The 22295-nt window shown below is 57.7% G+C and carries 17 protein-coding genes and 1 pseudogene; 6 read left to right on the plus strand and 12 right to left on the minus strand.

Translation table 11 applies throughout. The annotated features are described in order from the left end of the window. Positions 1 to 331 (plus strand): annotated as a pseudogene (locus GA0061099_RS34140) (transposase); the annotation flags it as partial. A gap of 336 nt (positions 332 to 667) precedes the next feature. Here GA0061099_RS34140 and GA0061099_RS34145 read toward each other — a convergent pair. From GA0061099_RS34145 to GA0061099_RS34200, 12 genes are all read right to left on the minus strand, one after another. Then, positions 668 to 1531: an electron transfer flavoprotein subunit beta/FixA family protein gene (locus tag GA0061099_RS34145; RefSeq protein WP_036030720.1), complete on the minus strand. Its 864-nt coding sequence runs from the start codon at positions 1529 to 1531 to the stop codon at positions 668 to 670. A gap of 497 nt (positions 1532 to 2028) precedes the next feature. Beyond that, on the minus strand, positions 2029 to 3777 hold the full coding sequence (gene nifA / locus GA0061099_RS34150) for a nif-specific transcriptional activator NifA (protein WP_420886580.1): 1749 nt from the start codon (positions 3775 to 3777) through the stop codon (positions 2029 to 2031). 250 nt (positions 3778 to 4027) lie between these two features. Next, complete coding sequence (locus GA0061099_RS34155; protein WP_036030714.1) at positions 4028 to 4864, minus strand: SDR family NAD(P)-dependent oxidoreductase; 837 nt, start codon at positions 4862 to 4864, stop codon at positions 4028 to 4030. Between the two features lie 721 nt (positions 4865 to 5585). Then, a complete protein-coding gene (locus tag GA0061099_RS34160) occupies positions 5586 to 6698 on the minus strand; it encodes a nodulation protein NodZ (protein ID WP_081493063.1) in 1113 nt (370 codons plus the stop codon). A gap of 145 nt (positions 6699 to 6843) precedes the next feature. Further along, positions 6844 to 7401: a carbamoyltransferase N-terminal domain-containing protein gene (locus tag GA0061099_RS34165; protein WP_036030711.1), complete on the minus strand. Its 558-nt coding sequence runs from the start codon at positions 7399 to 7401 to the stop codon at positions 6844 to 6846. 302 nt (positions 7402 to 7703) lie between these two features. Further along, on the minus strand, positions 7704 to 8492 hold the full coding sequence (locus GA0061099_RS34170; protein WP_036030707.1) for an ABC transporter permease: 789 nt from the start codon (positions 8490 to 8492) through the stop codon (positions 7704 to 7706). Positions 8493 to 8495: 3 nt separating this feature from the next. Beyond that, positions 8496 to 9416, minus strand: coding sequence for a nodulation factor ABC transporter ATP-binding protein NodI (gene nodI, locus GA0061099_RS34175; protein ID WP_074448273.1), 921 nt, complete (start codon positions 9414 to 9416; stop codon positions 8496 to 8498). 1 nt (position 9417) lies between these two features. Beyond that, positions 9418 to 11127, minus strand: a complete 1710-nt coding sequence (nodU, locus tag GA0061099_RS34180; protein WP_036030702.1) for a nodulation protein NodU — start codon at positions 11125 to 11127, stop codon at positions 9418 to 9420. A 13-nt stretch (positions 11128 to 11140) separates the two neighbouring features. After that, positions 11141 to 11770 carry a nodulation methyltransferase NodS gene (nodS, locus tag GA0061099_RS34185; protein WP_036030699.1) on the minus strand — a complete coding sequence of 210 codons (630 nt, stop codon included), beginning with the start codon at positions 11768 to 11770 and terminating at the stop codon, positions 11141 to 11143. Between the two features lie 11 nt (positions 11771 to 11781). Then, positions 11782 to 13158 (minus strand): chitooligosaccharide synthase NodC, encoded by a 1377-nt coding sequence (gene nodC / locus GA0061099_RS34190; protein ID WP_036030696.1) that lies wholly within the window; start codon positions 13156 to 13158, stop codon positions 11782 to 11784. 17 nt (positions 13159 to 13175) lie between these two features. Further along, positions 13176 to 13835 carry a chitooligosaccharide deacetylase NodB gene (gene nodB, locus GA0061099_RS34195; RefSeq protein ID WP_036030693.1) on the minus strand — a complete coding sequence of 220 codons (660 nt, stop codon included), beginning with the start codon at positions 13833 to 13835 and terminating at the stop codon, positions 13176 to 13178. Further along, entirely contained in the window at positions 13832 to 14464 is a 633-nt protein-coding gene (locus GA0061099_RS34200) for a NodA family N-acyltransferase (protein ID WP_036030691.1), read from the minus strand. The genes nodB and GA0061099_RS34200 overlap by 4 nt, the downstream gene beginning before the upstream one ends. Positions 14465 to 15296: 832 nt before the next feature. Between GA0061099_RS34200 and nodD1 the strand changes: the two genes are divergently transcribed. From nodD1 to GA0061099_RS34235, 5 genes are all read left to right on the plus strand, one after another. Then, a complete protein-coding gene (gene nodD1 / locus GA0061099_RS34210; RefSeq protein ID WP_036030688.1) occupies positions 15297 to 16241 on the plus strand; it encodes a transcriptional regulator NodD1 in 945 nt (314 codons plus the stop codon). Positions 16242 to 16880: 639 nt separating this feature from the next. After that, the gene (nodD2, locus tag GA0061099_RS34220) at positions 16881 to 17873 is read left to right on the plus strand and encodes a transcriptional regulator NodD2 (RefSeq protein WP_036030685.1); all 993 of its coding nucleotides are present in this window, start codon (positions 16881 to 16883) and stop codon (positions 17871 to 17873) included. 556 nt (positions 17874 to 18429) lie between these two features. Beyond that, positions 18430 to 18639 (plus strand): hypothetical protein, encoded by a 210-nt coding sequence (locus tag GA0061099_RS34225; RefSeq protein ID WP_036030681.1) that lies wholly within the window; start codon positions 18430 to 18432, stop codon positions 18637 to 18639. Between the two features lie 124 nt (positions 18640 to 18763). Then, positions 18764 to 19468, plus strand: a complete 705-nt coding sequence (locus tag GA0061099_RS34230) for a MerR family transcriptional regulator (RefSeq protein ID WP_193375216.1) — start codon at positions 18764 to 18766, stop codon at positions 19466 to 19468. A gap of 299 nt (positions 19469 to 19767) precedes the next feature. Beyond that, positions 19768 to 20907, plus strand: a complete 1140-nt coding sequence (locus GA0061099_RS34235; protein ID WP_225114804.1) for a branched-chain amino acid ABC transporter substrate-binding protein — start codon at positions 19768 to 19770, stop codon at positions 20905 to 20907. The last annotated feature ends 1388 nt before the right edge of the window (positions 20908 to 22295 follow it).

Raw genomic sequence — 22295 nt, forward strand, 5'->3', positions numbered from 1 at the left:
CCAGGCCAGGACGCTGATATTGCCGCAGCGCCAGCCCTTTTGGAACTCGCGCCACCCATGTCTGCCCTCATTGGCGACAAAGGGTACGACGGCGATGGCTTTCGAGCCGAAATCGTCGATCGTGGTGCCAAGCCCGTCATTCCAAACAGATCCAACAGGGTCACTCTCCACAGCTTCAGCAAACGCGCCTACAAGGGGCGCAACGTCATCGAGCGCTGTTTCTGCCGGCCTCAAGGATTTCAGGCGTGTCGCAACTCGCTACGACAAACTAGCCACGAACTTCTTGGCTGCCGTCCATCTCGCCGCCATCGTTGCCTATTGGATCAATTGAGTCCGAGCCCTAGTACGGTGACCCGGGTCGCTGATTATTCAGTCTTCGCTCGTGACCGTTACGTGAGAAGCAATGGCCTTCCACGCCCTCGAACACGACCGAACGGTGACCCTGGAACATGCGCAGGCCCCTTTGACCTTTGCCCCGACAATTCCGCGCGACTCCGGCATCGATCGTAGCCATAACTTGGTCTACGGAACATGCGGACCCAGCTGCTCGCGAGATCGACGGATGCTATAGGCAGACCCTATTGGTAGCTGGCCGAGATGCGTCGCTACATGTTGCGCGCTCTTCGACACGGGTGCGGCGTTGATACATTCCTGGGCGTATCTACCATCATGGCCTGGACTCTCCAGATCGAGCCTCACGAGCAAGTGCCGCAAGATCGGTTTCGAGCTTCGGTTGAAGCGAGAAAATTGCGTCTATCAACGCCTGCGCCGGTTGCTCAGCGGCCTCAACCAGCGACGCCTTCTCGGCCCGCGCAGAGGGAGCGAACACACGCTTAACGACCGTTGGTGAGCCTTTGAGGCCGCAGTTGGAGGTGTCTTCGACACCGGCTTCGTGCGCGCTCCATTTCACGATTTGGGCGCGCGCGGCACGCAAGGCATCCGCCATCGCGCCGCGCCGGATCTGATTCGTCGCCTCAAGCATGGTGATGAGGCACGGCAATTTGGTTTGCAACACCTGCACACCACCTTCGCAGCGTCGTTCCACTTCAATCGTTTGAGCGGCGAGGTCCAAGGATCTGATCTTCGCAACGTAAGTCAGCTGCCCTACGCCCATTCGCTTTGCGATGCCGGGCCCAACCTGCGCAGTATCGCCATCGATGGTCTGCTTTCCCGTGAAAATGAGATTCGTCGGGCCATAGTCCTTACCGATTTTTCGGATGGCGGTTGCAAGTGCGTACGTTGTGGCCAGTGTGTCGGAGCCCGCAAAGCAGCGATCGGTGAGTAGGACGGCGCGATCGGCACCATAAGCCAGCGCCCTTCGCAAGGACTCATCTGCCGATGGCGGTCCCATGGTAAGCACGGTAATTTCGCCGCCGAACCGATCGCGCAGCTCCAGCGCGGCCTCGAGCGCGAAGAGGTCATATGGGTTGATGATGGTCGGCACTCCCTGGCGCATGATTGTATTGGTCACGGGGTGAACACGGATTTGCGCCGAGTCCGGTACCTGTTTGATGCAGACGACATTGTGCACGATGTTGCTCCAACAGTTGCGATAGCTACGAAGAGAAGAGCAAGTGTTGTACCATCGCTGCCGTTCTGGAATCGGCTCGCTGTCACAAAGGCTTAAACCGGGCTATAAGTCGCTCCAGCCCGCTCTTCCTGACGAACGAATGCCGACACAAGTCAGGGCACCGACAAGGCGGTTCCGCTCGTCACGCCAGCCGAGAGACGCAAGGAATGCTCGCAGGATAACTGCCGCGAACCACCTGCGGGCATCGGGCCGATCGACGGTTAAGCATTGCCGCTCACTCGTCCGCAAAATAGGGATGATAGCTTGTTACATGTTCGAGCTACCGATGGTTCGCCATTGTATGGCCCGCAGGTGAGGCTCCAACTCATGGCGCACAAATCCATGTTGCGCGCGCGCCCACGTCGTCGCCGCAGGCCGGCCCATTCCCTGCAGACTGCGTAGATTGCCTCTTCGGACACGATCTGTTTGGCAGCAGAAGTTCCGGCGGATGTGGTCGTTCAGAACCGCTTTATCTCAACTCCGTATTTTCGCAGCGCATAGCCGATTTGGCGCGGGGTTAGTCCGAGTAGGCGCGCTGCCTTGGCCTGCACCCAGCCAGATTTTTCCATGGCCGCAATGACACGCTCGCGATCGGTCATGCTTGCACCACCAACGAGAACTGTGCCGGCAGGTGCCGGTGGGGCCGGTCCGCAGACAGACTGCGGTGGCAATGTCGTTTGAGCTAGCGGAATGATGGACTTTGCAGGCATCGGCTGCATGGGTACCGCCACGTCGGTCTTGTCATTCGATGTGCTTTTCCAGAGCATCATGGAAAGGCACTGGCCTTGGCAGCATGCAAAGTCACTTCTCACAATCGACGGCCCGGTACACAGCGTCGCTGTTCGCTCGATGCAATTTTCGAGTTCGCGAATATTTCCCGGAAACCCGCAGTTCATCAGTACCTCGATCGCACTCGCCTCCAGGGTGAGCGTACGGCCGTTCTCGCTGTTGAACTTTCTGAGGAACTCTCGGGCTAGCAGCGGAATATCAGTGCGTCTTTCGCGCAGCGGCGGCAACAACAAGGGAACTACGCTAATACGATAGTAGAGGTCCGCGCGGAACTCGCTCCTTGCCACAGCCTCTTCAAGGTTCTTGTTGGTCGCAGCTATGACTCGAACATCGACCTTAATCGTGTGATTGCTACCGACGCGCTCGAACTCCTGCTCTTGCAGAACTCGCAGCAATTTCGCCTGGAACGGAGCTGAGATCTCTCCGATCTCATCCAGAAATAGCGTCCCTTTGTCAGCAAGCTCGAAGCGCCCCTTGCGCGAGCTGACCGCACCGGTAAAGGCACCTTTCTCATGGCCAAACAATTCCGATTCCAGGACCGTCTCTGGCAGCGCCGCGCAATTCAGTTTAACGAACGGTCGTTTAGCGCGGGACGAGGACTCGTGAATGGCCTTGGCTACGAGCTCCTTGCCGGTGCCGGATTCGCCCCGCAGCAGAACCGTGCTGTTCGATTTGGCTACAACCGCAATCTTCTCGAGCAGAGCGCTCAGCGCGGCGCTGTCGCCAATGATCCCGTGGGCGTGAAGCTTCTTGCGCTCGCGAGCGGCCACCTCAAGCTCAACAATCTTCTGTGGCTGGTCTTTGTCCACTAACAATCGTTCGCGATCGCAGGCCAACAAGCGATGTAGCTTGACTGTTTGTCCCACCAAGTTGGCGACCATAGCCAGCAGTCGCGCATCGTACTCGAGCCGAAGACTGGAACTATCGTCCTGGATGCGGTCTGCCGTCAGCGTACCAACCACCCTCGCCTCAATACGAATAGGAACCCCAATAAACGATACGCGCACGCTGTCGGAGGCGCCGAGAAACTCCCGGTCGGCAGCGCTGAAGGCTGGCTCGCCGGCTACGCTCTCGACAATAAGAGGCCCGTCTGTCGCTACGATCTGGGCAATTGCTTTCTGCGGCAGGCACGTGCGGTAACGTTCGTCACTGCCTTCGCTCCAGCCGGCGCCAACGGTAATTTCCGGGATACCGTCATCGTGGAATAGCGAGACGATGCCGTGTCGCATCTGCACAAACGATTGCAGCAGGCCAAGGACCTTGGCCAACGTGACTTCGAGCCGACCAGGGGCGCTGACTATTTTCGATATTTCGAAGATGCCGGCCAGCGCGCTCTCATACGACGGCTGCCCCGAGGGATCACGCTCCGGCTCCGGTTGCGAGGCAGGTCGTTCGCCCGAGGATGGGATGTGCAGCATGAGCCTGTCTCCGTTGTCTTGATTATCCTCCGTGGAGCCATGTTGGGATTGGCGAGCTTCGTTTTGCATGTCACTCTCTGATCTAGCCCCACGTGTTGAGGAGATGACATAGAACCGTGACACCTTATTATGGCACGACACCACACTTGCAATGTGCCCTCGTTTCACTTTTTGCGGATCGTGCGCGTCGTCAGTGGAGAACATACGTGCCGCTGCAGGACACGTCAGCTGCGTCGCCAGAGCGGCGGCTTTACAAATGCTGCCCGCCATTGATCGGCACCTCGGCTCCCGTGACATAACTCGCCGCATCCGAGCACAGGAAGAAGATGACCTTGGCCACTTCATCCGGGGTCCCCACTCTGCGCAGCGGGATACCTGGCACGAGACGGGCTTCCGTGTCTGGCGATAGCATGTCGGTCTTGATTTCGCCGGGCGCGATCGCATTCACACGAATGCCATGCGGCGCATAATCATAGGCCAGCTCGCGGGTGAGGCTCGCAAGCGCCGCTTTCGAGGTCGCATAGGCGCTACCGGCGAATGGGTGCACCCGTGAGCCTGCTATTGAAGTCACATTTACGATTGATCCTGACGCGGCTCTTAGCTCGTCAAACAGACCCTGCGCCAGCAGGATCGGAGCTACCAGATTAAGATGAAACACCCCCATCCAGGTCTCGGTTGACGTGGTCAACGACGTCATCCGATCGCCAGTGGGCGTTTTCGGCGAGACCCCGGCATTATTCACCAGCGCGTGCAAGGGCGCACCAGCCAAGCGCTTCTTGACCTCGGTGATCGCACGCGGCAGCATTCGATGATTGCTGAGGTCGATCTGGAAATGATCGTCATTCCCTGCCTCCCAGGAGCAGCGCTCGCTGTCGAAAGGTTGGCGCGCGCAAGAAATGACACGCCAGCCCGCCTCCGAGAACAGCTTGGCAGTGGCATGACCAATTCCGCGCGATGCCCCCGTGAGCAACATCGTCTTTTGTTCTCTACGATCATCACGCGCTTTATCGGCGTAAACGAGGCAACCCAAATGTGTTTCGGCCAGTGGCTCTCTAATCAGATTGTCATTCGGCAGATCGAGACCCAAGGCCGCCTCCTCTACTGTTAAGCCAGCGGACGATTAGCAGGATTTGCGCCACCGCGGTGCAGGTAAATCACCTCCGCTTTGCGTCCTAACGTCGCGCACGCCGAACACTTGGCCGATTTCAGACAGCCGTGGGTGTGCTTTGTGACAACGATGGCAAATCAGCTACGTAAGCTCTCTAGCACACTCGCCTGCTTCATCACAGGGGACGGGCCGCGCTCGCTTTCTTGATCGCGCAACCGAATGAGCTGCAGCTTGTCGGCGCCTCGCCGAAACCAACGACCGCTCGGGAGCGACCACGGACATTTTGCCGCGCTAACTCCAAAACTGACGTACCAGCCTCGCACGTCAGATTCGTCAATCGTCGATTCCGTTTGTCGCACCCCCTGGGCAGAGTTGGGGATATCGCTGGACGGGTTCGCTCCAGGCACGAGCTGGCGAACTGATATGTTCATCCACGCTCGAGCACTGATCAGCTCCGATTTGTAGCTGACCGAAGGACGACGACGTGCTCCGTCTGCTTAACGCTGCGCAGCACTTTAGGGCGGTTGTTATCGACGTCACGGCTCAAGCGAAGGCACCCCCGCGTCGCTTCGCTCTGCTCTTCGCTGCAAGTTCTCGCCAACAGCATCACGTTGGGCAGACGATTGTCGCCTGTACAAGAACTGGCAGTACTCTTGGATGCAAAGAGCGACAATCAGGTCGATCAAGCGGGCTACAACTTTCATGAAGCCACGAGCTGTTGCGAGTTGTCTTCGACCAAGATCAACCTGCTCGGATCGTTCAACTCGAATTCTATAACGCGTGGAGCAAAGAGACGCGCATAGCGCGTGAAGGCGCTCGTTGGGGGAAAACGGATCACCGTGTCGCAGCGCGCAAGGAGATACATCTCAGTGAGGGCAGAAAAGCCACCTTCGGCTCCGAGGGCGGCGTTGTGCAACGGGCCGGCGTGAGGCGCCTGGAACTGTTTTGGAATCGCAAAAACATCGGGGAATATTGCCGAAACCTGCTCAAGGATGAGCGCGCTGTCCGTGCACAGGAATGCCCTCACAGGCTTCGCATGTGCTAACGCCCTCGCCTTGTCAATGGCATTACAGATCTGTCGAAACGCGCGCTCCGCGTCCGCCCAGTAGGGAGCATGCCCCATAATGTCCTCACCGTTGCCATGCCTGACATGAATGCCGATCACGCTGTACGGCTCAAAGTGCTTGCGGTAGATGGCATCAATCCGAGCCTGAATTGCCGCTCGCGGCTTGATACTCCGAAAGATCTCTCGCTCCGCCTCCTGATCGCAGCGCCACATCAGGCAGGCATCACACACAACCGTGTTAGCGTCACTATCTCTCTGACTTTGGAACAATTGATCGAGTTGGTCGCGTTCCCGGAAGATCTGCTCGTCCGGGCGGTAGACGCAATCGATAGATGGCTTGTTCCACCATGCCGGAAAGAATGGTCCCGGAAACGAACGTTTGTTGATGTCGTCGTCGCAAATCACCGGCACGCCGGCAATGTCTTCGACCGGTTCGAAGAAGACCGGAAAGGCATTGGTGAATGGTTCATCAAGATAGCAAGACCCCCGCCAATCGATGGCTAGCATGCGCCCTGTCTGCTTTGCAAAACGCCAAGCTGCCGCCAGGGACCACAGACAGTCGCCAAAACCCGTACGTCGCCGGGACACTACGAACCGATCATTCATCGCACCGCTAACCATCTCGATTGCCTTTTCGCGCGCTCCTGGTTGGACAAAAGACATCGATACAGACATCTCCCGTCTCTTCTCGCCCGGCGTCACGGTCTGAAATCGCGGTGCCGGCGAGCTGCGTCGGTAGAACTTCATAGCAGGGCTACCCGTGATGGCCGCGTTCTCTCAACACTTTCTGTCAGCGGTGTTGCATCGACCTGCCCGAAGTCCGATGCCCAATGCTCCCTGTGCGTCGGATGGACTGGTCCCCTCACATGCAGGCATAGGAGCGTGGCCATGCTCATGACTTACGGCTATCAAGTTGCGCAACTCCCGTGTCAGATCCTACCGCCAATAAGCCTGAGAGACACTCGCCGCCGCCGTTGATCGCAAGGACGAGACTTTGCTCGAACCCGGACATGGCAAACGCGCTCACGGCATGCGCTTCGTGGTGATTCACGAAGGAAAGTCGGAGACGGATCGATCTCTGCCCCACACTCCCGTGCCAGCAGCTGCGCCGCAACAGTTTGGCGTCCAACGTAACGGGCCGAGAAACAACAGGACGCTCGAGCATGGTTTTGCAACAGGCTTCAGTCGCGTAGAACGCGATGCGGTCGATCTCCCCGAGCTCGACTCCTGCGGTAGACAGGCAGTATCGGATCGAGTTGCTGGGAGACTCGTTGGAGTGCTTGACACAGTTGAGACGCTCCTCTTCGAGAGCAGCAATTGCGCGGCCATCCTGCACAAGAACCGCAGCGCCATCGTGAACAAATGCATTCGGCAGCTCCGGAGAGCTTTCATGGATTCTGTCAAGGTCACCACTCAGTCCCGGGCACAACATCCCGTTCTCCATCGTCATGACGGGAAGGCCAACTGCCGTCCCACCGAACTAACCTGTACAGTCACGCTCCGCCGGTGCGCGGGCCAGACAGCACAACACGAGTTTGCAAGGTCTGTCTCGGCGACTAGCGACAGGCGCTCAGAAATAGGGTGCTGGCGTCCGATGCAGATGGACCGAACAGGCGGCCATAGAGCTGGCTCGATCGCGGCCTCTTAAGGCCGTTGCAGAAGCCGCTGTAACAGACCAGGTCACTCGCGAGCTACCGCGGAAGGGCTGATGACACTTCATCGATTGACTTTCTTCCTTTCGCTCAACTCACGTCAACGCAGCAGGCGCCGCCGAAATAGTGCTGTCGACGCGAAAAATGGCAAGACCGCGTAAACACAGAGCGCACCTACGTGCAGGGCGGCACTGTCGGCGCCGCGCTCAAGCATCGTTGGACGAATAAGGTCGACCGAATGTGCGAGCGGCAACAAGCCGGCAAAATGCTGAAATGAGTCGGGCAGTTGGCTCGTCGGAAAGACCGCGCCACAAAGAAACACCATAGGCGTAAGGACGAGCGACTGGTAAAACACGAAGTAATCGTAAGTTGGCGCAAGAGATATGACGACCATTGCCAGGCTGGCGAAGACAAGGCCCGTAAGGGCGACTGTTGGTATCGCACAAAGAATGGACGTCCAGGATGCATAACCCAGCGCGGCAGCGACAATCCCGATTGCTGTCCCGGCTAGAACGGACTTACTGGCGGCCCACACCAACTCACCTAGAACGATATCGCCGAGCGTGAGCTGTGTGAACAGAATTCCCTCCCAGGTGCGCTTGACACCCATCCTAGCAAAGGCCGCATACAGGGTTTCAAAGGTCGCTGATGTCATCGCGCTGATTGCGACCATACCGGCCGCCAAAAAGGCAATGTACGAAGTCCCCTCAACCCGTCCCACGATGAGTCCGAGGCCAAAGCCAAGGCCCAACAGATTGGTTATGGGGTCTGCGAGATTGCCGAGAAGCGATGCAAGCGCGACTTTCCTCCATCCCAGGAAGTTTCGTCGCCATACCGCGATCCAGTTGTACGCGTTAGCCGGCATCAACGACGCGTAACCATCATCCATTGCTCATTTCTCCATCTCGCGCCCGGTCAACCGCAAAAACACGTCTTCGAGATTCGGGGGACGCTGCAGTACGCGAAGGTTCGCTTGCCCGCGCAGGTGCACGCGGACTTGCTCCGGATATCGCGCGTAACAAAAAAGCGTCTCTCCACTCACTTCGATATGCCGCGCATAAGGCCGGATCAGCTCCCGGAGTTGATTGAGATCACCACCATAGATCTCGATCACGTTGCACCCGATATGCTCGTCGATCAAGGCGTCTGGCTTGCCTTCGGCGATTTTGCATCCACTCTCAAGCACGCATAGCCGATCGCACAGGCGTTCGGCCTCTTCCATGAAGTGAGTGGTCAATAGGATCGTCTTGCCACGCGCAAGCAGGGCCCGCAGACGTTCCCAAATCAGATGGCGTGCATGCGGATCCAGCCCAGTGGTCGGCTCGTCCATCACGAGTAGATCTGGATCGTTAATCAGGGCACGCGCCAGCGTCAGCCGCCGCTTCATGCCACCGGACAACTCGGAGACACGCACGTCCGCCTTGCTTTCAAGGCGCGCAAACTCAAGCAGGGCGGGCGCAACCGCCTCGATCCTGCGAGCGCTCATGCCGAAATAGCGGCCAAACACAAGCAGGTTCTCTCGAACTGTGAACTCGAGCTCAAGGTTGTCGAACTGCGGCACCACCCCGACGCGCACGCGCGCCGCACGAGCGCGGGAAGGCACAGGCTCATCGAGGACTGTAATTTTGCCTCCGTCGGGCGAAATCATGCCGAGGAGCATGCGCGCAATCGTACTCTTGCCAGCTCCATTCGGCCCAAGCAGTCCGAAGCACTCTCCGCGCGCAACCGAGAACGACAGGTCGTTGACGATAAGCTTGTCGCCAAATGACTTCTTTACATCGGCAAGGTCGATCGCCACAGTGGACATATTCATCTTAGGCTGACAGAAGTCGTTCCGTGGACGATGGCTTCTTGGCGACCGTTTTGCTCCAGAGCATGCCCTCGCACCAAACATGGTCGACACGCCCCCATTGGCAAGCTGCCGCAGCGTCCGGAAAGAATCCTCGTCCGTGGAGGTTGGCGCTCGTGTTGCAGAGCAGCGGAATGCCCGTGAGTTGCTCAAATTCGACGAGAAGCGCAGCAATTTCGTGAGGAGAGTTGCGGGAAATTGTCTGCAGCCGCGCCGAGCCGTCAAGGTGGACCACCGCCGGGACCTTGTCGCGCCAATTCGCCCGAGTCTGGTGATCGAACAGCATGTAAGGATCTGGCGTGCCCGGGCTGAAGATCTCCGGCGCCCGATCCTCGAGACAGATCGGCGCCACTGGTCGGAAGTGCTCGCGACGTTTAATGTCGTTGAGATGATCCTTCATTGAAGGGCATGTTGGGGCTGCAAGAATGCTTCTACCCCCCAACGCCCGCGGCCCAAGTTCGGCGCACCCGGAAAGAAAGATGACGGGCTTATTGTCGGCAAGAATCGACGCAAGTTCACTCAGACTGCAAGGTGCGGCGTCCCAGTCCGGCGGCACCTCGCTCTCCTGGAGGGCAGGACCACTGTAAACTGACCATTGCAATGGCCCGAAGCCATCCTGCGCTGCCATGGCGCCGCACGCCGCGCCGATTGCCGAGCCGCTGTCATTCGGAAACGGCGGCACCCAGACATCATCGAACAATCCTGTCGCGCGAAGCGCGCTGTTCCATTTGATATTGAGACCGCAACCTCCGGCGACACATAGATTTCGCGCTCCCGGAAGCGACGAATATCTTAGCAGGAGCAGCGCGATTTCCTTAACAAGAAGACGTTCCAGAAACACATGGAACGAGGCGAGGACGTCCTCCGCTCGCTTGGTGGCCAGGCGCAATGCGCTTGCCTCGAAGAACGCGTGCATAGCTGCAAGAGACGATTCCGCATTGTTGATGTCTTCGCGGTAGCGTCGAGCCTGCTCCGTGTCGGCCGCCAAGCGTGTTTCATAAAGCTCCTGAAACACTTCCACGATGCTTTCATCGACGGAGCCAAGCGCGATGTAAGCCATCAGCTTGCCGGCGATGCCCAGATCCCAACTGGAGCGGTTCGGCTGCCGGTATGGCCCGAAGTGAAGGCCCGCGGCAGCATAGGCGTGGCCAATCATCGGAAACAGCGATCCAATGAACCGAGCCCCGCGCGGTTCGACATAGTAAAGACGTGGAAAGATACAGCCATCCCATACCAGACAGAACGAGGGCTTTCCCGCGGCTGCAAAGGGACTGGTGCTATATGCTGACGCGACATGGCCCGTGACATGCGGGTAGCTCTTATATGGAAACTCCTTGCCTCCGAGGAGGAGGCCAACGCCGTCGACCGGATCAAGGAGGCCCTCAGCATGACGCTCGACATATGGCGCGCCTTTTAGCGCGACCTGCACCGCTCCGCTTAGGAGCTGGAACTGCGATTCACTCTCCCCGTCCCAGCCGTCAATGACGAACTGATCGATATCCCGCGGCTCCAGGCCATGCTCCGCCAGGGCGCACACGACTGCATCGAGATTGTCGACGGACTGATAGCGTGGACTGTTGTCGCGCTTCTCTTGCTCAACACAAAAAAGAAGCCGACCGTCTTCGACGACAGCAATTGCTCCGTCATGTGTCAGCTTTATTCCGCAGATGCGCATACGTCCTCCTGGCCTATTGACCGACGTTCGATTGTTCTGACGAGGCGCCCGGCTTCCGAAACCGGACGATCAAGCAGTCTTCGTTTGCCGATCCGGTGCAGCAGTGCCGACGCTCGACCTCCGGTAGGCTCTCGCTAAAGAGAGCGATCACAGTTTCGGCACCAGCAGCATGCCCCCAGCGTTGACATAGTTCATCACGCGCAGACCCGAAAATCAGAGTGCCACCTGGCGCAAGCATACTCACCAGGTTGCGGATAGCCGCATGCATTTCGCTCACGTCTTTGAGGTAGTAAAGAACCTCGGCCACGACAATCAAATCGAACTGCTCAGTGGTCGAGAACCGCTGAATGTCGCAGGTCACCCAAGTAATATGTGACCACTTACTGGTTCGCAGTCGCGCTCGCTCGATTGCCTGCGGCATGACATCCACCACGGTAAGTCGCTCGCATAGCGGCGCCAGCATGTCCGTGAATGCACCGGCTGCACATCCTACTTCGAGGGCAGACGCAGCATCTCCGTTGCCAAACGACATCCGGAGCATTTGCGCGTATCGCTCCTGCTCGAACGAACTACTGTCAAGGCGCCATGGGTCGTCGACAGCTAACTCTCGCTCTAATAGCTGATGGTTCGCGTCCAGATTCATGAGACGACCACTTATTTGTAGGCAGTCGAGCGTTCGCGACCGGAAACACTCTCCATGGCCGCCAGGCTCGATGGACGGTGCGATACCCCCGCTTTATGAATGGCAGTAGGCCCCACCCCTACACTAACCGCACCTCGTCCGGCATTGTGGCGCAGGATCACACGCTGTTTCTCCTCTTCCGCCGGCACATTGGTAACTTTTCGCGATAGCCAATCGCTATTGCTCAATGTACAAAGCGCATAGGCCTTCAATGGTAGTAATAGAAAGATATTGATCGGTGTATGGAGCGAGAAGCCGATAAACCGCAAATCGCGAGCACGAATTGCTGCCACACTGCACCGGACCATAGTCATTGCAGCAATCGTCAGTCCCGTCCACCAGGGTATAGAGCCGCCAATCACGAGCTGTGCAAGCGCAGCAAGTGTTGAAACGGCAAGGAGAAATGGGCCGAGATTTTGCCCGATAACATCTAGGGTCAAATAACCATCGAGCTCTGGCAGCAGGCGCAATGCAAGAAACGTATCTCGAAAGGTACTGCGCGCCCAACGGAGCTGCTGACGCAGATATGGCCCAAGACTGTGCGGGACGACGGTGGCTGCTATCGCGTCTGGGACGTATTCGGTTCGAAACCCCGCCTTGAGCATGAGTATCGTTAGATGGCGGTCCTCGCCGAAATCACTCGGCTTCCCACGAAAGAATTGCGCTTCGTATTGATCAAGAAGCAAGGTGAGTGCGGAACGCCGATACATTGCACATGGGCCGCAGCAACACATGACGGCACCGAAGCGCGCCTGTGCCGCGCGCTCTTCGTTGCACGCGAGCCAATATTCCATATCGATCAGCCTGGTCAGCCAGGTCTGGTCGCGATTACTTGCTATGAGTTGACCCATCGCCGCACCGATTTCCGGGTCATGCATCTTCAATACAAGCTTCGTGACGACGTCGGCAGCAAGAATCGTGTCGGAATCGACGTTGAGAACCAGATCCCCGGATGAGCTGCGTATTGCAGCGATCTGCGCCTTGCGCTTTCCGACGTTGTTGGCCAACAAGATGATATTGAATCTCGGATCGTTGGCATATATCTGGTGTACAGGCGCGACTACGTCGCGGTTTGCAGACCCGTCATCGACCACATAGACCTGCATCTTTCCGGTGTAGTCTTGACTGGCAATCGACTCCAGACATTCGGCAAGCGTGTTTGGATTCTCGTTGAAGCACGGCACGATGACGTCCACAGTGGGAAGGACCACCTCGGCTTGTCCGAGGCTGTCCTGTAGCGGTGAGTTGATCGTCGGCTGGGCATAAAGCGCTTGCACACTCTTATAGATAGTCGAGAGTAGCGCATAACTCGAAACAGCGGCAGCACTGGTTATCGCGAGCAGGTCCATAGGGTGTCAGTTCTTGTTTAGTGAAGTTGAGGGAGTGGACGGATTACAAACCCGCGCCGTTGTAGTGCCGGAATCAGAGATGCCAGCGCCTTCGTGGTCTGATCGCGCAGCGTTGTATCGGTGCACAGTCTATCCTCATCGGGTGGATACCCGTCGTGCAGGAGCACAATTGCGCCCGGGCGAACGTTCGCCAGCACCGAATTCACAATTGTATCAACCCCAGGGCGGGACCAATCTCTCGGGTCGACCGACCAGTGCAGAGCCGTGAGACCAGCGCTCGCAGTCATTGCGAGCACCTGTTGCGTCCATATGCCGTAAGGCGCTCGCATATGCCTGGGCGAGGCCTTCGGGCACGCCAGACGGATCGCCTCGCTCGCGGTCAGCACTTCATCCTGTAGCTCCGCAGGTCCGCATCTGGATAGATCAGGATGGGTCATCGTATGGTTCGCAACCTCATGCCCTTCCGCAATCACTCGTCGGATGAGGTCAGGATGCTCGATCGCGTACGTGCCGATGACGAAGAATGTCGCCGGAACCCGATGTTGCGCCAGCACATCGAGCACCTCTGGCGTACAAAACGGGTTCGGCCCGTCGTCAAAGGTCAAATAGACAGCTCGACTTCCGCTCACGTCAGCGTAGTCGCAGCGGACAGTGGATGGGGTGGAACGCTCTGTCACAACTCTGGCCCGTTCCGATCGATGAAAGTCCCGGCCGGCCATTCGCTTATCGAGCGTCCCAGCGGAAACACCACCACGATCACATCCTCGATGCGGGTCGGCGATAAATTGGGATAGACATCCGGCTGCGTGGAGCGGACGCGAATGCCATGCATCAGGGTGGCGAGCCCCTGCCTTTCGACCAGTCGCGTCATATGTTTCTCAAGCGCCGACCGAACCGTGCCAAAGCTGAATGGAACGCCAAGCTCCTGCAGTACGGGATACATCACGCGCATTGCGTGGCTTATTCCGAGCCCTTCGAGGTCCGGACGCACCGCATACAACCCCAGTTCTGCTACGAGGAGATCGACTTCACTAACTTTGATGAAGCGACGTAGTAGCCCGAGGTGGGCCGCTACCCCGCGCGCGTCGTAACCAATTGCACGGAGCTCCGGTCTTGCGCCGGCCCAACTTCGGCTTCCCTCAAAAGGCTGCGCATTGAACGCGCCCGTCGGTCCATAACTCTTGCGGAAAAACTCCGCGAGCTCGGCATGATCGGCGAGCCGCAGCTCGTTCTCCCAACGAAGGCTCCACTGCACTTGAGCGCGCGTAGAAGAACGTTCCGCAGCCGGGGACACGGCAATGTTCATGGCAAGCTTCCTTGCGCCAATGGAATTAAGAGCGAGACGTTCACGTGAACTCGTTAGTCGCCGAACCGCCGATCAATACCGAGATGCGCGGACTTGCTGTGTCGGGGCTCGGCACCGCTCGCCTGCACAGCGCCGCTGGCGCCATGCTCGCGAGGCAGCGAGCGCTCGGTTCGCGCTCCTCATCCGGCCAATGCCTTGCGCGCCATATATCGGAAGATGCCCACGATGCGATTCGACTAGCCAGAACCTGTCTGCACCAAAGAGCTTTTGCGCCTCCTGTCGCATCGATGTCCGTCGCTTTGATCTCTGAGGGCAGGCCATCGACGCGCGGCCCTCATGGACGGCGCTTCGGATCGGCATCAAGTCAAACTGGCTTTCATACATCTTCGACACGCCCCAAATGCACTGGACAGGCGAGCCATTTGGAAAGGCGCCTGGAATTCTTGGCATCCGCAATCTGCGCCTGCCGCTATTCCCTGACACTAGAATGATGCTGAATGCGCTCTCAAGTGTACGCGGGTAAACCTCGAATATGGAAACGGATGGCATCCCCATACCAAGGTTTATCGGACCTCGCTTGCCGACCAAACGAGCGCACTTCGCACGGAGACGCAACACGGCTCGCATGCCGCGCCTGTAGACGCCCATGAAACGGACTCGGCGGCGCGCTCGCACGTCCAGGAGCTTTCCTCTGAGCTCACCTGAACGACCATAAACCATTGTGGTGTGCCTGGTTACTTTTTCAAACTTCAGTTTGCTATCCAACATCCCGCAATTTGGTAAAATCGATTGTTTCGATAGAACACATCCACACGATGGATAGACTCACAACATGCGGTTCAAGGGACTCGATCTAAATCTTCTCGTTGCGCTCGATGCCGTGATGACGGAGCGCAATCTCACAGCGGCGGCTCGCAAAATTAACCTCAGCCAGCCCGCTATGAGCGCTGCGATCGCACGGCTGCGCACCTATTTCCGCGATGAACTATTTACTATGAGAGGTCGAGAGCTTGTCCCGACACCTGGCGCGGAGGCGCTTGCAGGTCCGGTTCGCGAGGCCCTGCTGCACATCCAACTCTCAATCATATCACGCGACGCGTTCGACCCGACTCAGTCTAGTCGGCGCTTCAGGGTCATTCTTTCAGATTTCATGACGATCGTTTTCTTCCGCAGAATTGTGGACCGCATGGCACAAGAAGCTCCCGCCGTGCGGTTCGAATTGCTGCCATTTTCCGATGAACCCGATGAGCTGCTCCGTCGGGGCGAAGTCGACTTTCTCATTCTGCCGGAACTGTTCATGTCGAGTGCGCACCCTAAGGCGACGCTGTTCGACGAGACCCTCGTGTGCGTGGGATGCCGCGCGAACAAACAGCTATCCCGACAGCTTACGTTCGAGAAATACAGCTCGATGGGGCACGTTACTGCCAAGTTCGGACGGGCACTGAGACCGAACCTGGAAGAATGGTTTCTGCTTGAGCACGGTCTGAGGAGACGAATTGAGGTGGTCGTGCAGGGCTTTAGCCTGATTCCGCCCATATTGTTAGACACGAGCCGTATCGGCACGATGCCCTTACGACTGGCCAGACACTTTGAAAAGCGGATGCCACTGCGGATCATCGAACCGCCTCTCCCCCTACCCATATTCACAGAGGCCGTGCAGTGGCCCTCGTTCCACAATACCGATCCCGCGAGCATCTGGATGCGGCGGATATTGCTCGAGGAGGCATCCAACATGGCATCTAGTGAGCAAAAGCCTCCAACTCGCAGGCGCTGTTAGGCTTACCGCAAGCTGCGACTCCGAATATCCCAAGCACGCTACAGGCCCTTCGACGTGCTCGGTCCCTTCCTCGCTTCCGCGTCTCCTGGCGAGACACTGCCACGACCTCACAATGCAGCGATCCGTTTGCGAAGACTTTTCTAAGCGTGGTGACTTCCCAGGTGTTGTTTGATGGGCTCGCGCCGCGTTCAGGGCTCCCCCTGGCACTGTCGCGGATAGAACACACCTCCATTACAAATGTTTAGCTTGGCCAATAAAATGGCTTGAATCGCACATTGCGTCAGGTTGTAGGTTGACCGTCGCGACTAGCGCTGCACGACGCAGCCGTCGACGGAGCGCTTTGGGGACCTCACGGCGCTCACGGACGCTGGGATGATCTGCCATCAGCGAGCTGAACGGACCAGCTACGTGGTCGGCCGAAACCGGCGAGACGGATCAGCTTGGAGGTTCCTGAAGCTTTCCCGCCACGGCCGATCGGCTTACCGCTTGCCGTCCATTCTTGTGGTCATTTCGCGAGCTTCTTGTCGTGATGGCAGGGTTGAGCCGATGTCCATTCGGGCGAGCCAGGACGATTGCTCCAGACGCAGCCGCCACCGCACGCTTTTTCGCAGCAAGGACGTTTGCGCCGGATAAGAAGAGATGCGTTTCAAAGGTCTGGATCTAAATCTTCTCGTTGCGCTGGATGCTCTGATAACTGAGCGCAATCTCACCTCAGCGGCGCGTAGCATCAATCTCAGTCAGCCGGCCATGAGCGCAGCCGTTGCCCGGTTGCGCACATATTTTGGCGATGAACTGTTTGGGATGAGGGGGCGCGAACTTGTCTTGACCTCGCGCGCGGAAGGGCTCGCAGCTCCTGTACGCCAGGCTCTGATGCACATTGAACTCTCAATTATGGCGCGAGATGTCTTCGATCCAGCTCGATCGAGCCGGCGGTTCAGGATCGCCCTTTCTGATTTCATAACAGTTGTATTCTTAAAAAATGTCGTGGAGCGCGTCACACGAGAAGCCCCCACCGTCAGCTTCGAACTGGCGGCGCCGACCGCTGAGCACGAGGAGCTCCTCCGCCGCGGCGAAGTCGATTTTGTTATCCTGCCAGATTCTCTCATGTCCAGCGCGCACCCCAGGGCGGCCCTATTTGAGGAGAGACTCGTCTGCGTAGGCTGCTGCACGAACAGGGAATTACAACGCGGGCTTACATTCGATCGATATGTGTCGATGGGTCACGTTGCAGTTAAGCACGGAGGCGCGCCCCACGCGCCAGTTGAGCAATCATTTTTAATCGATCTCGGTCCTACTCGGCGCATCGACATTCTCGTGCAGAGCTTCAGCATGATCCCGCCCCTCCTTGTTGGGACGAACCGCATAGGCACGATGCCATTAGGGCTCGTGAGGCATTTCCAAAAGACGATGCCTCTTCAGATTGTCGAGCTTCCGGATCCATTCCCCGCCTTCACTGAAGCGGTCCAATGGCCCGCACTTCACAACAATGACCCGGAAAGCCTGTGGATACGGGAGATATTGTTCGAGGAGGCCACGCGCATGGCAACTGCACAAGAGCCCCCCGTCACCAGCACTCCGGAAGGAGCGGGCAGTGCCGGAAAATTCGCACAATCCGTCTCGCCGTTGCCGTAAGGACGTTCGTGAAGTCTACGAACCTCAAATTCCAACACTTACACACTATTTCTTTGCCTGCCTTGCTCTCCTCGTCCCGGGACAAAGACCCTCCGGGCGCGCGGGGTCCTTGAGACGTTCTTGATTTTCTTTCGCGCGTTGGGGTTAGGCGAGATGTCACAAACGCAGAGTGTTGGCCTGGCTTTAGAGACGGAGCAGCAGGTTCGCGCTTAGGCCAGGCGTTTACGTTGCAACGGCGGCCGCCAATCCCGTCTCTCGAGAAGGCAGGACCGGCACGGGATCCTCTCGTCAACTCTCCGGGTTAGTAGTTGCTCCCGATGAATGGAGGCGATCGGCTTCTTTGGAGTCGCAACACAATGCATCGTGAGCATAGAGGTCGTCGATCATAAAGACGAAGCAAGCATCCGCGCTCGCGTGTGGCGCTATGGCATCACTCTACAGTACACAGCATCCCCATCGCTCTGCGCCGCAGGTATGACTTCTTTTGGCCCTACCGCAGCCAAACGTCTTGACGACCTGCGCTGCCCTGGACCCAATTCAAACAAGGAGCTGAAGGTTGAAGCTATCCAGCGGCGTGTTCGATCCAGAAGAGCTTTCTGCCCTCGGACGACTTTATGACAGCGCCATCGACGCGCTACCCCCATCGATGCGGAGTCCAGAGAATCGCACGGCAATCGCCAAGCTCATCCTGGAGCGTACAGTGGCTGGCGAGACTCAACTGGCATGCCTTGCGAACTTGTTGATCACCCTTTCCCCTCAGGGTTGATCCGCCGCCATTCTAAGGATAGTCACCACTCTCGCGCTGGAGAATGGAAGACGATTCAGGCTGACGCTTAGAAGCAGCTTGAATCATACGTGACGTCAGGTTGTAGGCTTCAAAATTGAACAACATGAACAAACCTACACCAAGAAGGCGTCGATGGCGCATTGGCGAACTTGCAGAGGCGACCGGAGTAACGGTACGCACGCTGCACCATTATGAGCACACAGGACTCCTAGCAGCCACAGAGCGTACTGACGGCGGCCACCGGATGTATGACCGCGAAAGCCTGCAGCGGGTTCAGCAGATTCGCGCGCTGCGCGAGCTTGGCTTCTCACTTGTCGAGATCCGTAAAGCCATGGAGGGCACGACTTCTCTCACGGACCTGCTGCGCAAACATTTAGAGCGCATAGAACTTCAAGTCGCTCGAGCAACTCTGTTGCGCGACCGTTTGCGCAACATGACCATCGACGGCGAGGCGCAAGTAAGTGTGGATGAGCTGCCTGCCACTCTGAGTGCAATGTCGCGAGTCGAGACGCGTAGTCAAACGTCCCCATGCATCTGCAATTTAGCTTCAGAGCGCGAGGACCGGTGGCGGCGAATCCGTGACGACCTTCGCGATTGCATGGATCGGCGCGAGCCCCCTTGCGGTGAGCGCGCAAAGGCTGTCGCAGTTGCAGCACGCTTGCTGATCAGCGAAATCGCCGGCGCCGATTCACGCGTTTCGATGATCCTGAAGGTACTTGCACGACTGAGCGCCCCCCGCGCTCTGGCTGGTTGGGATCCCTGCCTGATGCAATATCTCGATCTCGCCCTTGGCGGGTTGGAGGATTAGCCGTACTGACCCGTTCATGGCCGTTTCCACACGTCGGTTGAAGGCAACCTGACAATGCTAGGTTGATCGGCCGCGCTCTGATGCGGGCTGAAAGCTTTACGAGCTTAAGCGAACAAATGGTCATGGCCCGCCGATGCGCGCTCCTGACGCACCCATGCCCCTTAAAACGGCTTGATCCGCACGTAACGTCAAATTGTAGACTCTACGGAAATTGGAAGCTGGTCGAACCAACGCACGTTTGGCTTGGAGCAGCCTTGACCTGCAGGGGTGTCTGATCACAACCACTTGGGATCACTTCAGTGAGCATTGAAGGCTATACAATTGCAAATACGCAGCGCGCTTCTGTTGCAAGTGCGGCGATTCTCTTCTGCGCTCTCGCCGCCCCGCTTGCGCGCGGTTCTGAAGTAAAGATCGCCGTGGCTGGCCCAATGACTGGAAGCAGCGCCGCGTTCGGCGCGCAAATGCGCGATGGTGCAGCTGCGGCGGTTGAGGACTTGAACGCTTGGGGCCTACTTCCGGATAATGCCAAAGTTATATTGAGGGTCGCTGACGACGCCTGCGATCCAAGGCAAGCTGTCGCAGTTGCGAATAAGCTCGCGACAGAGCGCGTCCTGTTGGTGGTTGGCCATTTTTGTTCCTCTTCGTCGATCCCGGCCTCCGACATCTACGCTGAAGCAGGCATCGTTCAGGTGTCACCAGGCTCGTCAACTCCTCAGCTAACAGAGCGCGGCCTTAAGACTGTCTTTCGGATCTCCGGCCGCGACGACCAACAGGGAACAGTTGCCGCCGAGTACATTCACGTGAACCATCCCAACGAGAACATCGCGGTGCTCGACGACAAGAGCACTGCTGGAAAGGGCATTGCCGACGTGGTCGAAGCCCAGCTTCATCGATTCGGACGACAAGTCAGTCGGCAAAGCTATGTTGCAGGTGAACGGGACTTCAGAGCGCTAGTCTCAAGAATGAAAAAGGATCGAGTGCGCGTCGCCTATATCGGCGGCTATCATACGGAAATCGGATTGTTTGTGCGCCAGGCATCAGATTCAAAAGCAGACTTCATAGTCATGGCAAACGATCCGCTGATGACCTCTGAATTCTGGGCGATTACCGGCAGCGCTGGGAATGGCACATTGTTTACCTTCATGCCCAATCCCGCCGGGAGTGCCAAGGCGGCCGGCGTGGTCGCCGGACTCAAAGCTTCCGGCCTGTCCGGTGAAGGCTACACACTATACGCCTATGCAGCTGTGCAAGCCTGGGCAGAGGCGGTGAACCGGAGCGGCTCCTTCCATGCTACGCGGGTCGCCAGCGCACTTCGTTCACGGCCGGTCGACACCGTAATTGGCCCGGTCCGGTTCGACAAAAAGGGAGACAACTCGGCTTCTGGATTTTTGGTCTACCGCTGGCGCGACGGCCGTGTTGAACGTGTCAAGAAGTACTGATTGGCACGCACCGCCGGCTCCAAACGCAATGTATCACGAATGACGAGACGCCCTCAGAACGTTATCGCAGCGATACTCGCTAGCTCTTTAATACTTGCTGCTTTCGGAGCGTTTTTCGCGTTCGCGGCGGCGCTCGCAGAGCTAGCTAGGGTCGAGCTGACGGAGGTGCTACGTCCGATGATAGACAATTAGCAGCCCCGTTGTCCTGATCCGTCCGGCAGCACAGGACCGCTGAGCGGTCGACTACAGTTCTGGCGGGTCTGAAGGCATGACCTTTCTGCGCCAAGCGATTGAAGGTTCAGGACGAGGAACGCGAAGCCAACGAGTTTACAGTCACGCAATGGCTCAGATGGGGGCCGCGTTCGCTACTTCGATCAAACTGATAGCCGGATCGCCATTGACGCATTCTCCTGTACCGATCATATCGCGCAAGCTCGGATCCACGCAGGGAAGAGAGAGCGGGACGGCATGAAGCAATCAGGGCCCATTACATAGGCTATAGCCGGGTATTGCGGGTAACCACAGCTGGTGGATCGTCGGCGCCGAGATTGCATGTCTGTCTCTTCGGCTCGGGACTACGGCAGAGCTTCTTCGGCTCCATTTCAAAGCTATTCGCAAACGTGCAGCCCTGCGACTTTTCTTTGTCAATCATGATCGGTGATCAACGGATCAGCAACCCTGCCCGACATCCCTTATGCTCTGAGCCCAGACCGCGGGAAAAACCAGTTAACCGGCTCCCATGAAGGCAGTGAGGCTGCTCGCGGGCGCTATCAACGAACTGGATGCATCCCATCAACACTTTCGATTGTACTAATTCAACCCAAACACCGCATAAGTCGACGCCGGATTACGGAAAGAACAGTCCACGAATGTCTCGTGACAATGGCTCTTTGCAGGTTGGTCGCAGCTCAATTCGCGTCTGTCGTGGCTGCATCACGCAATGTTTGACAGCGAAACACGCGGGGCACCAATGCAGTGCGATGAGCAACCGCAGGCGGGCGCGCAGCCTATCACGTTGTCGTCTCTCGCCTTTGCGATGATACTTGGCGGCTCTAAGAAGACAGCTTTCACGCGCACTGTTCGGCGAAGGTAAATGCGTCCGCAGCATAGAACTCGGGCAGGTGAACTGTCCTTTGCACCGGTGCGGGCCGGACTTTTCGCTCTGACCAGAGCCGATAGCATCAACAATCCAGCCGGGTCGCCGCGGCTCCAAGCAAGGCAGTACAACCACCTGTGTGACCCCGACTGGAGTCACTGCAGTTATCCGACACGCCGGACGGCTCGATTACGGTCCAATAGACTTCCGGGCCATCTACAACGCTTGTCGGCTTTTCCATATACGCCCACTTCCCCTTTGCGATCCTGTCGCGGGACATGTGTGCCGCCCT

The organism is Bradyrhizobium yuanmingense (genome assembly GCF_900094575.1).
Lineage (GTDB): Bacteria > Pseudomonadota > Alphaproteobacteria > Rhizobiales > Xanthobacteraceae > Bradyrhizobium > Bradyrhizobium yuanmingense.

Bases quoted from the DNA above. Each gene is read 5' to 3' on its own strand.
- nifA (WP_420886580.1), bottom strand. From the start codon at position 3,777: ATGCTGCACATCCCATCCTCGGGCGAACGACCTGCCTCGCAACCGGAG.
- GA0061099_RS34160 (WP_081493063.1), bottom strand. From the start codon at position 6,698: ATGAAGTTCTACCGACGCAGCTCGCCGGCACCGCGATTTCAGACCGTG.
- GA0061099_RS34165 (WP_036030711.1), bottom strand. From the start codon at position 7,401: ATGACGATGGAGAACGGGATGTTGTGCCCGGGACTGAGTGGTGACCTT.
- GA0061099_RS34170 (WP_036030707.1), bottom strand. From the start codon at position 8,492: ATGGATGATGGTTACGCGTCGTTGATGCCGGCTAACGCGTACAACTGG.
- nodI (WP_074448273.1), bottom strand. From the start codon at position 9,416: ATGAATATGTCCACTGTGGCGATCGACCTTGCCGATGTAAAGAAGTCA.
- nodU (WP_036030702.1), bottom strand. From the start codon at position 11,127: ATGCGCATCTGCGGAATAAAGCTGACACATGACGGAGCAATTGCTGTC.
- nodS (WP_036030699.1), bottom strand. From the start codon at position 11,770: ATGAATCTGGACGCGAACCATCAGCTATTAGAGCGAGAGTTAGCTGTC.
- nodC (WP_036030696.1), bottom strand. From the start codon at position 13,158: ATGGACCTGCTCGCGATAACCAGTGCTGCCGCTGTTTCGAGTTATGCG.
- GA0061099_RS34200 (WP_036030691.1), bottom strand. From the start codon at position 14,464: ATGAACATTGCCGTGTCCCCGGCTGCGGAACGTTCTTCTACGCGCGCT.
- nodD1 (WP_036030688.1), top strand. From the start codon at position 15,297: ATGCGGTTCAAGGGACTCGATCTAAATCTTCTCGTTGCGCTCGATGCC.
- nodD2 (WP_036030685.1), top strand. From the start codon at position 16,881: ATGCGTTTCAAAGGTCTGGATCTAAATCTTCTCGTTGCGCTGGATGCT.
- GA0061099_RS34230 (WP_193375216.1), top strand. From the start codon at position 18,764: ATGAACAAACCTACACCAAGAAGGCGTCGATGGCGCATTGGCGAACTT.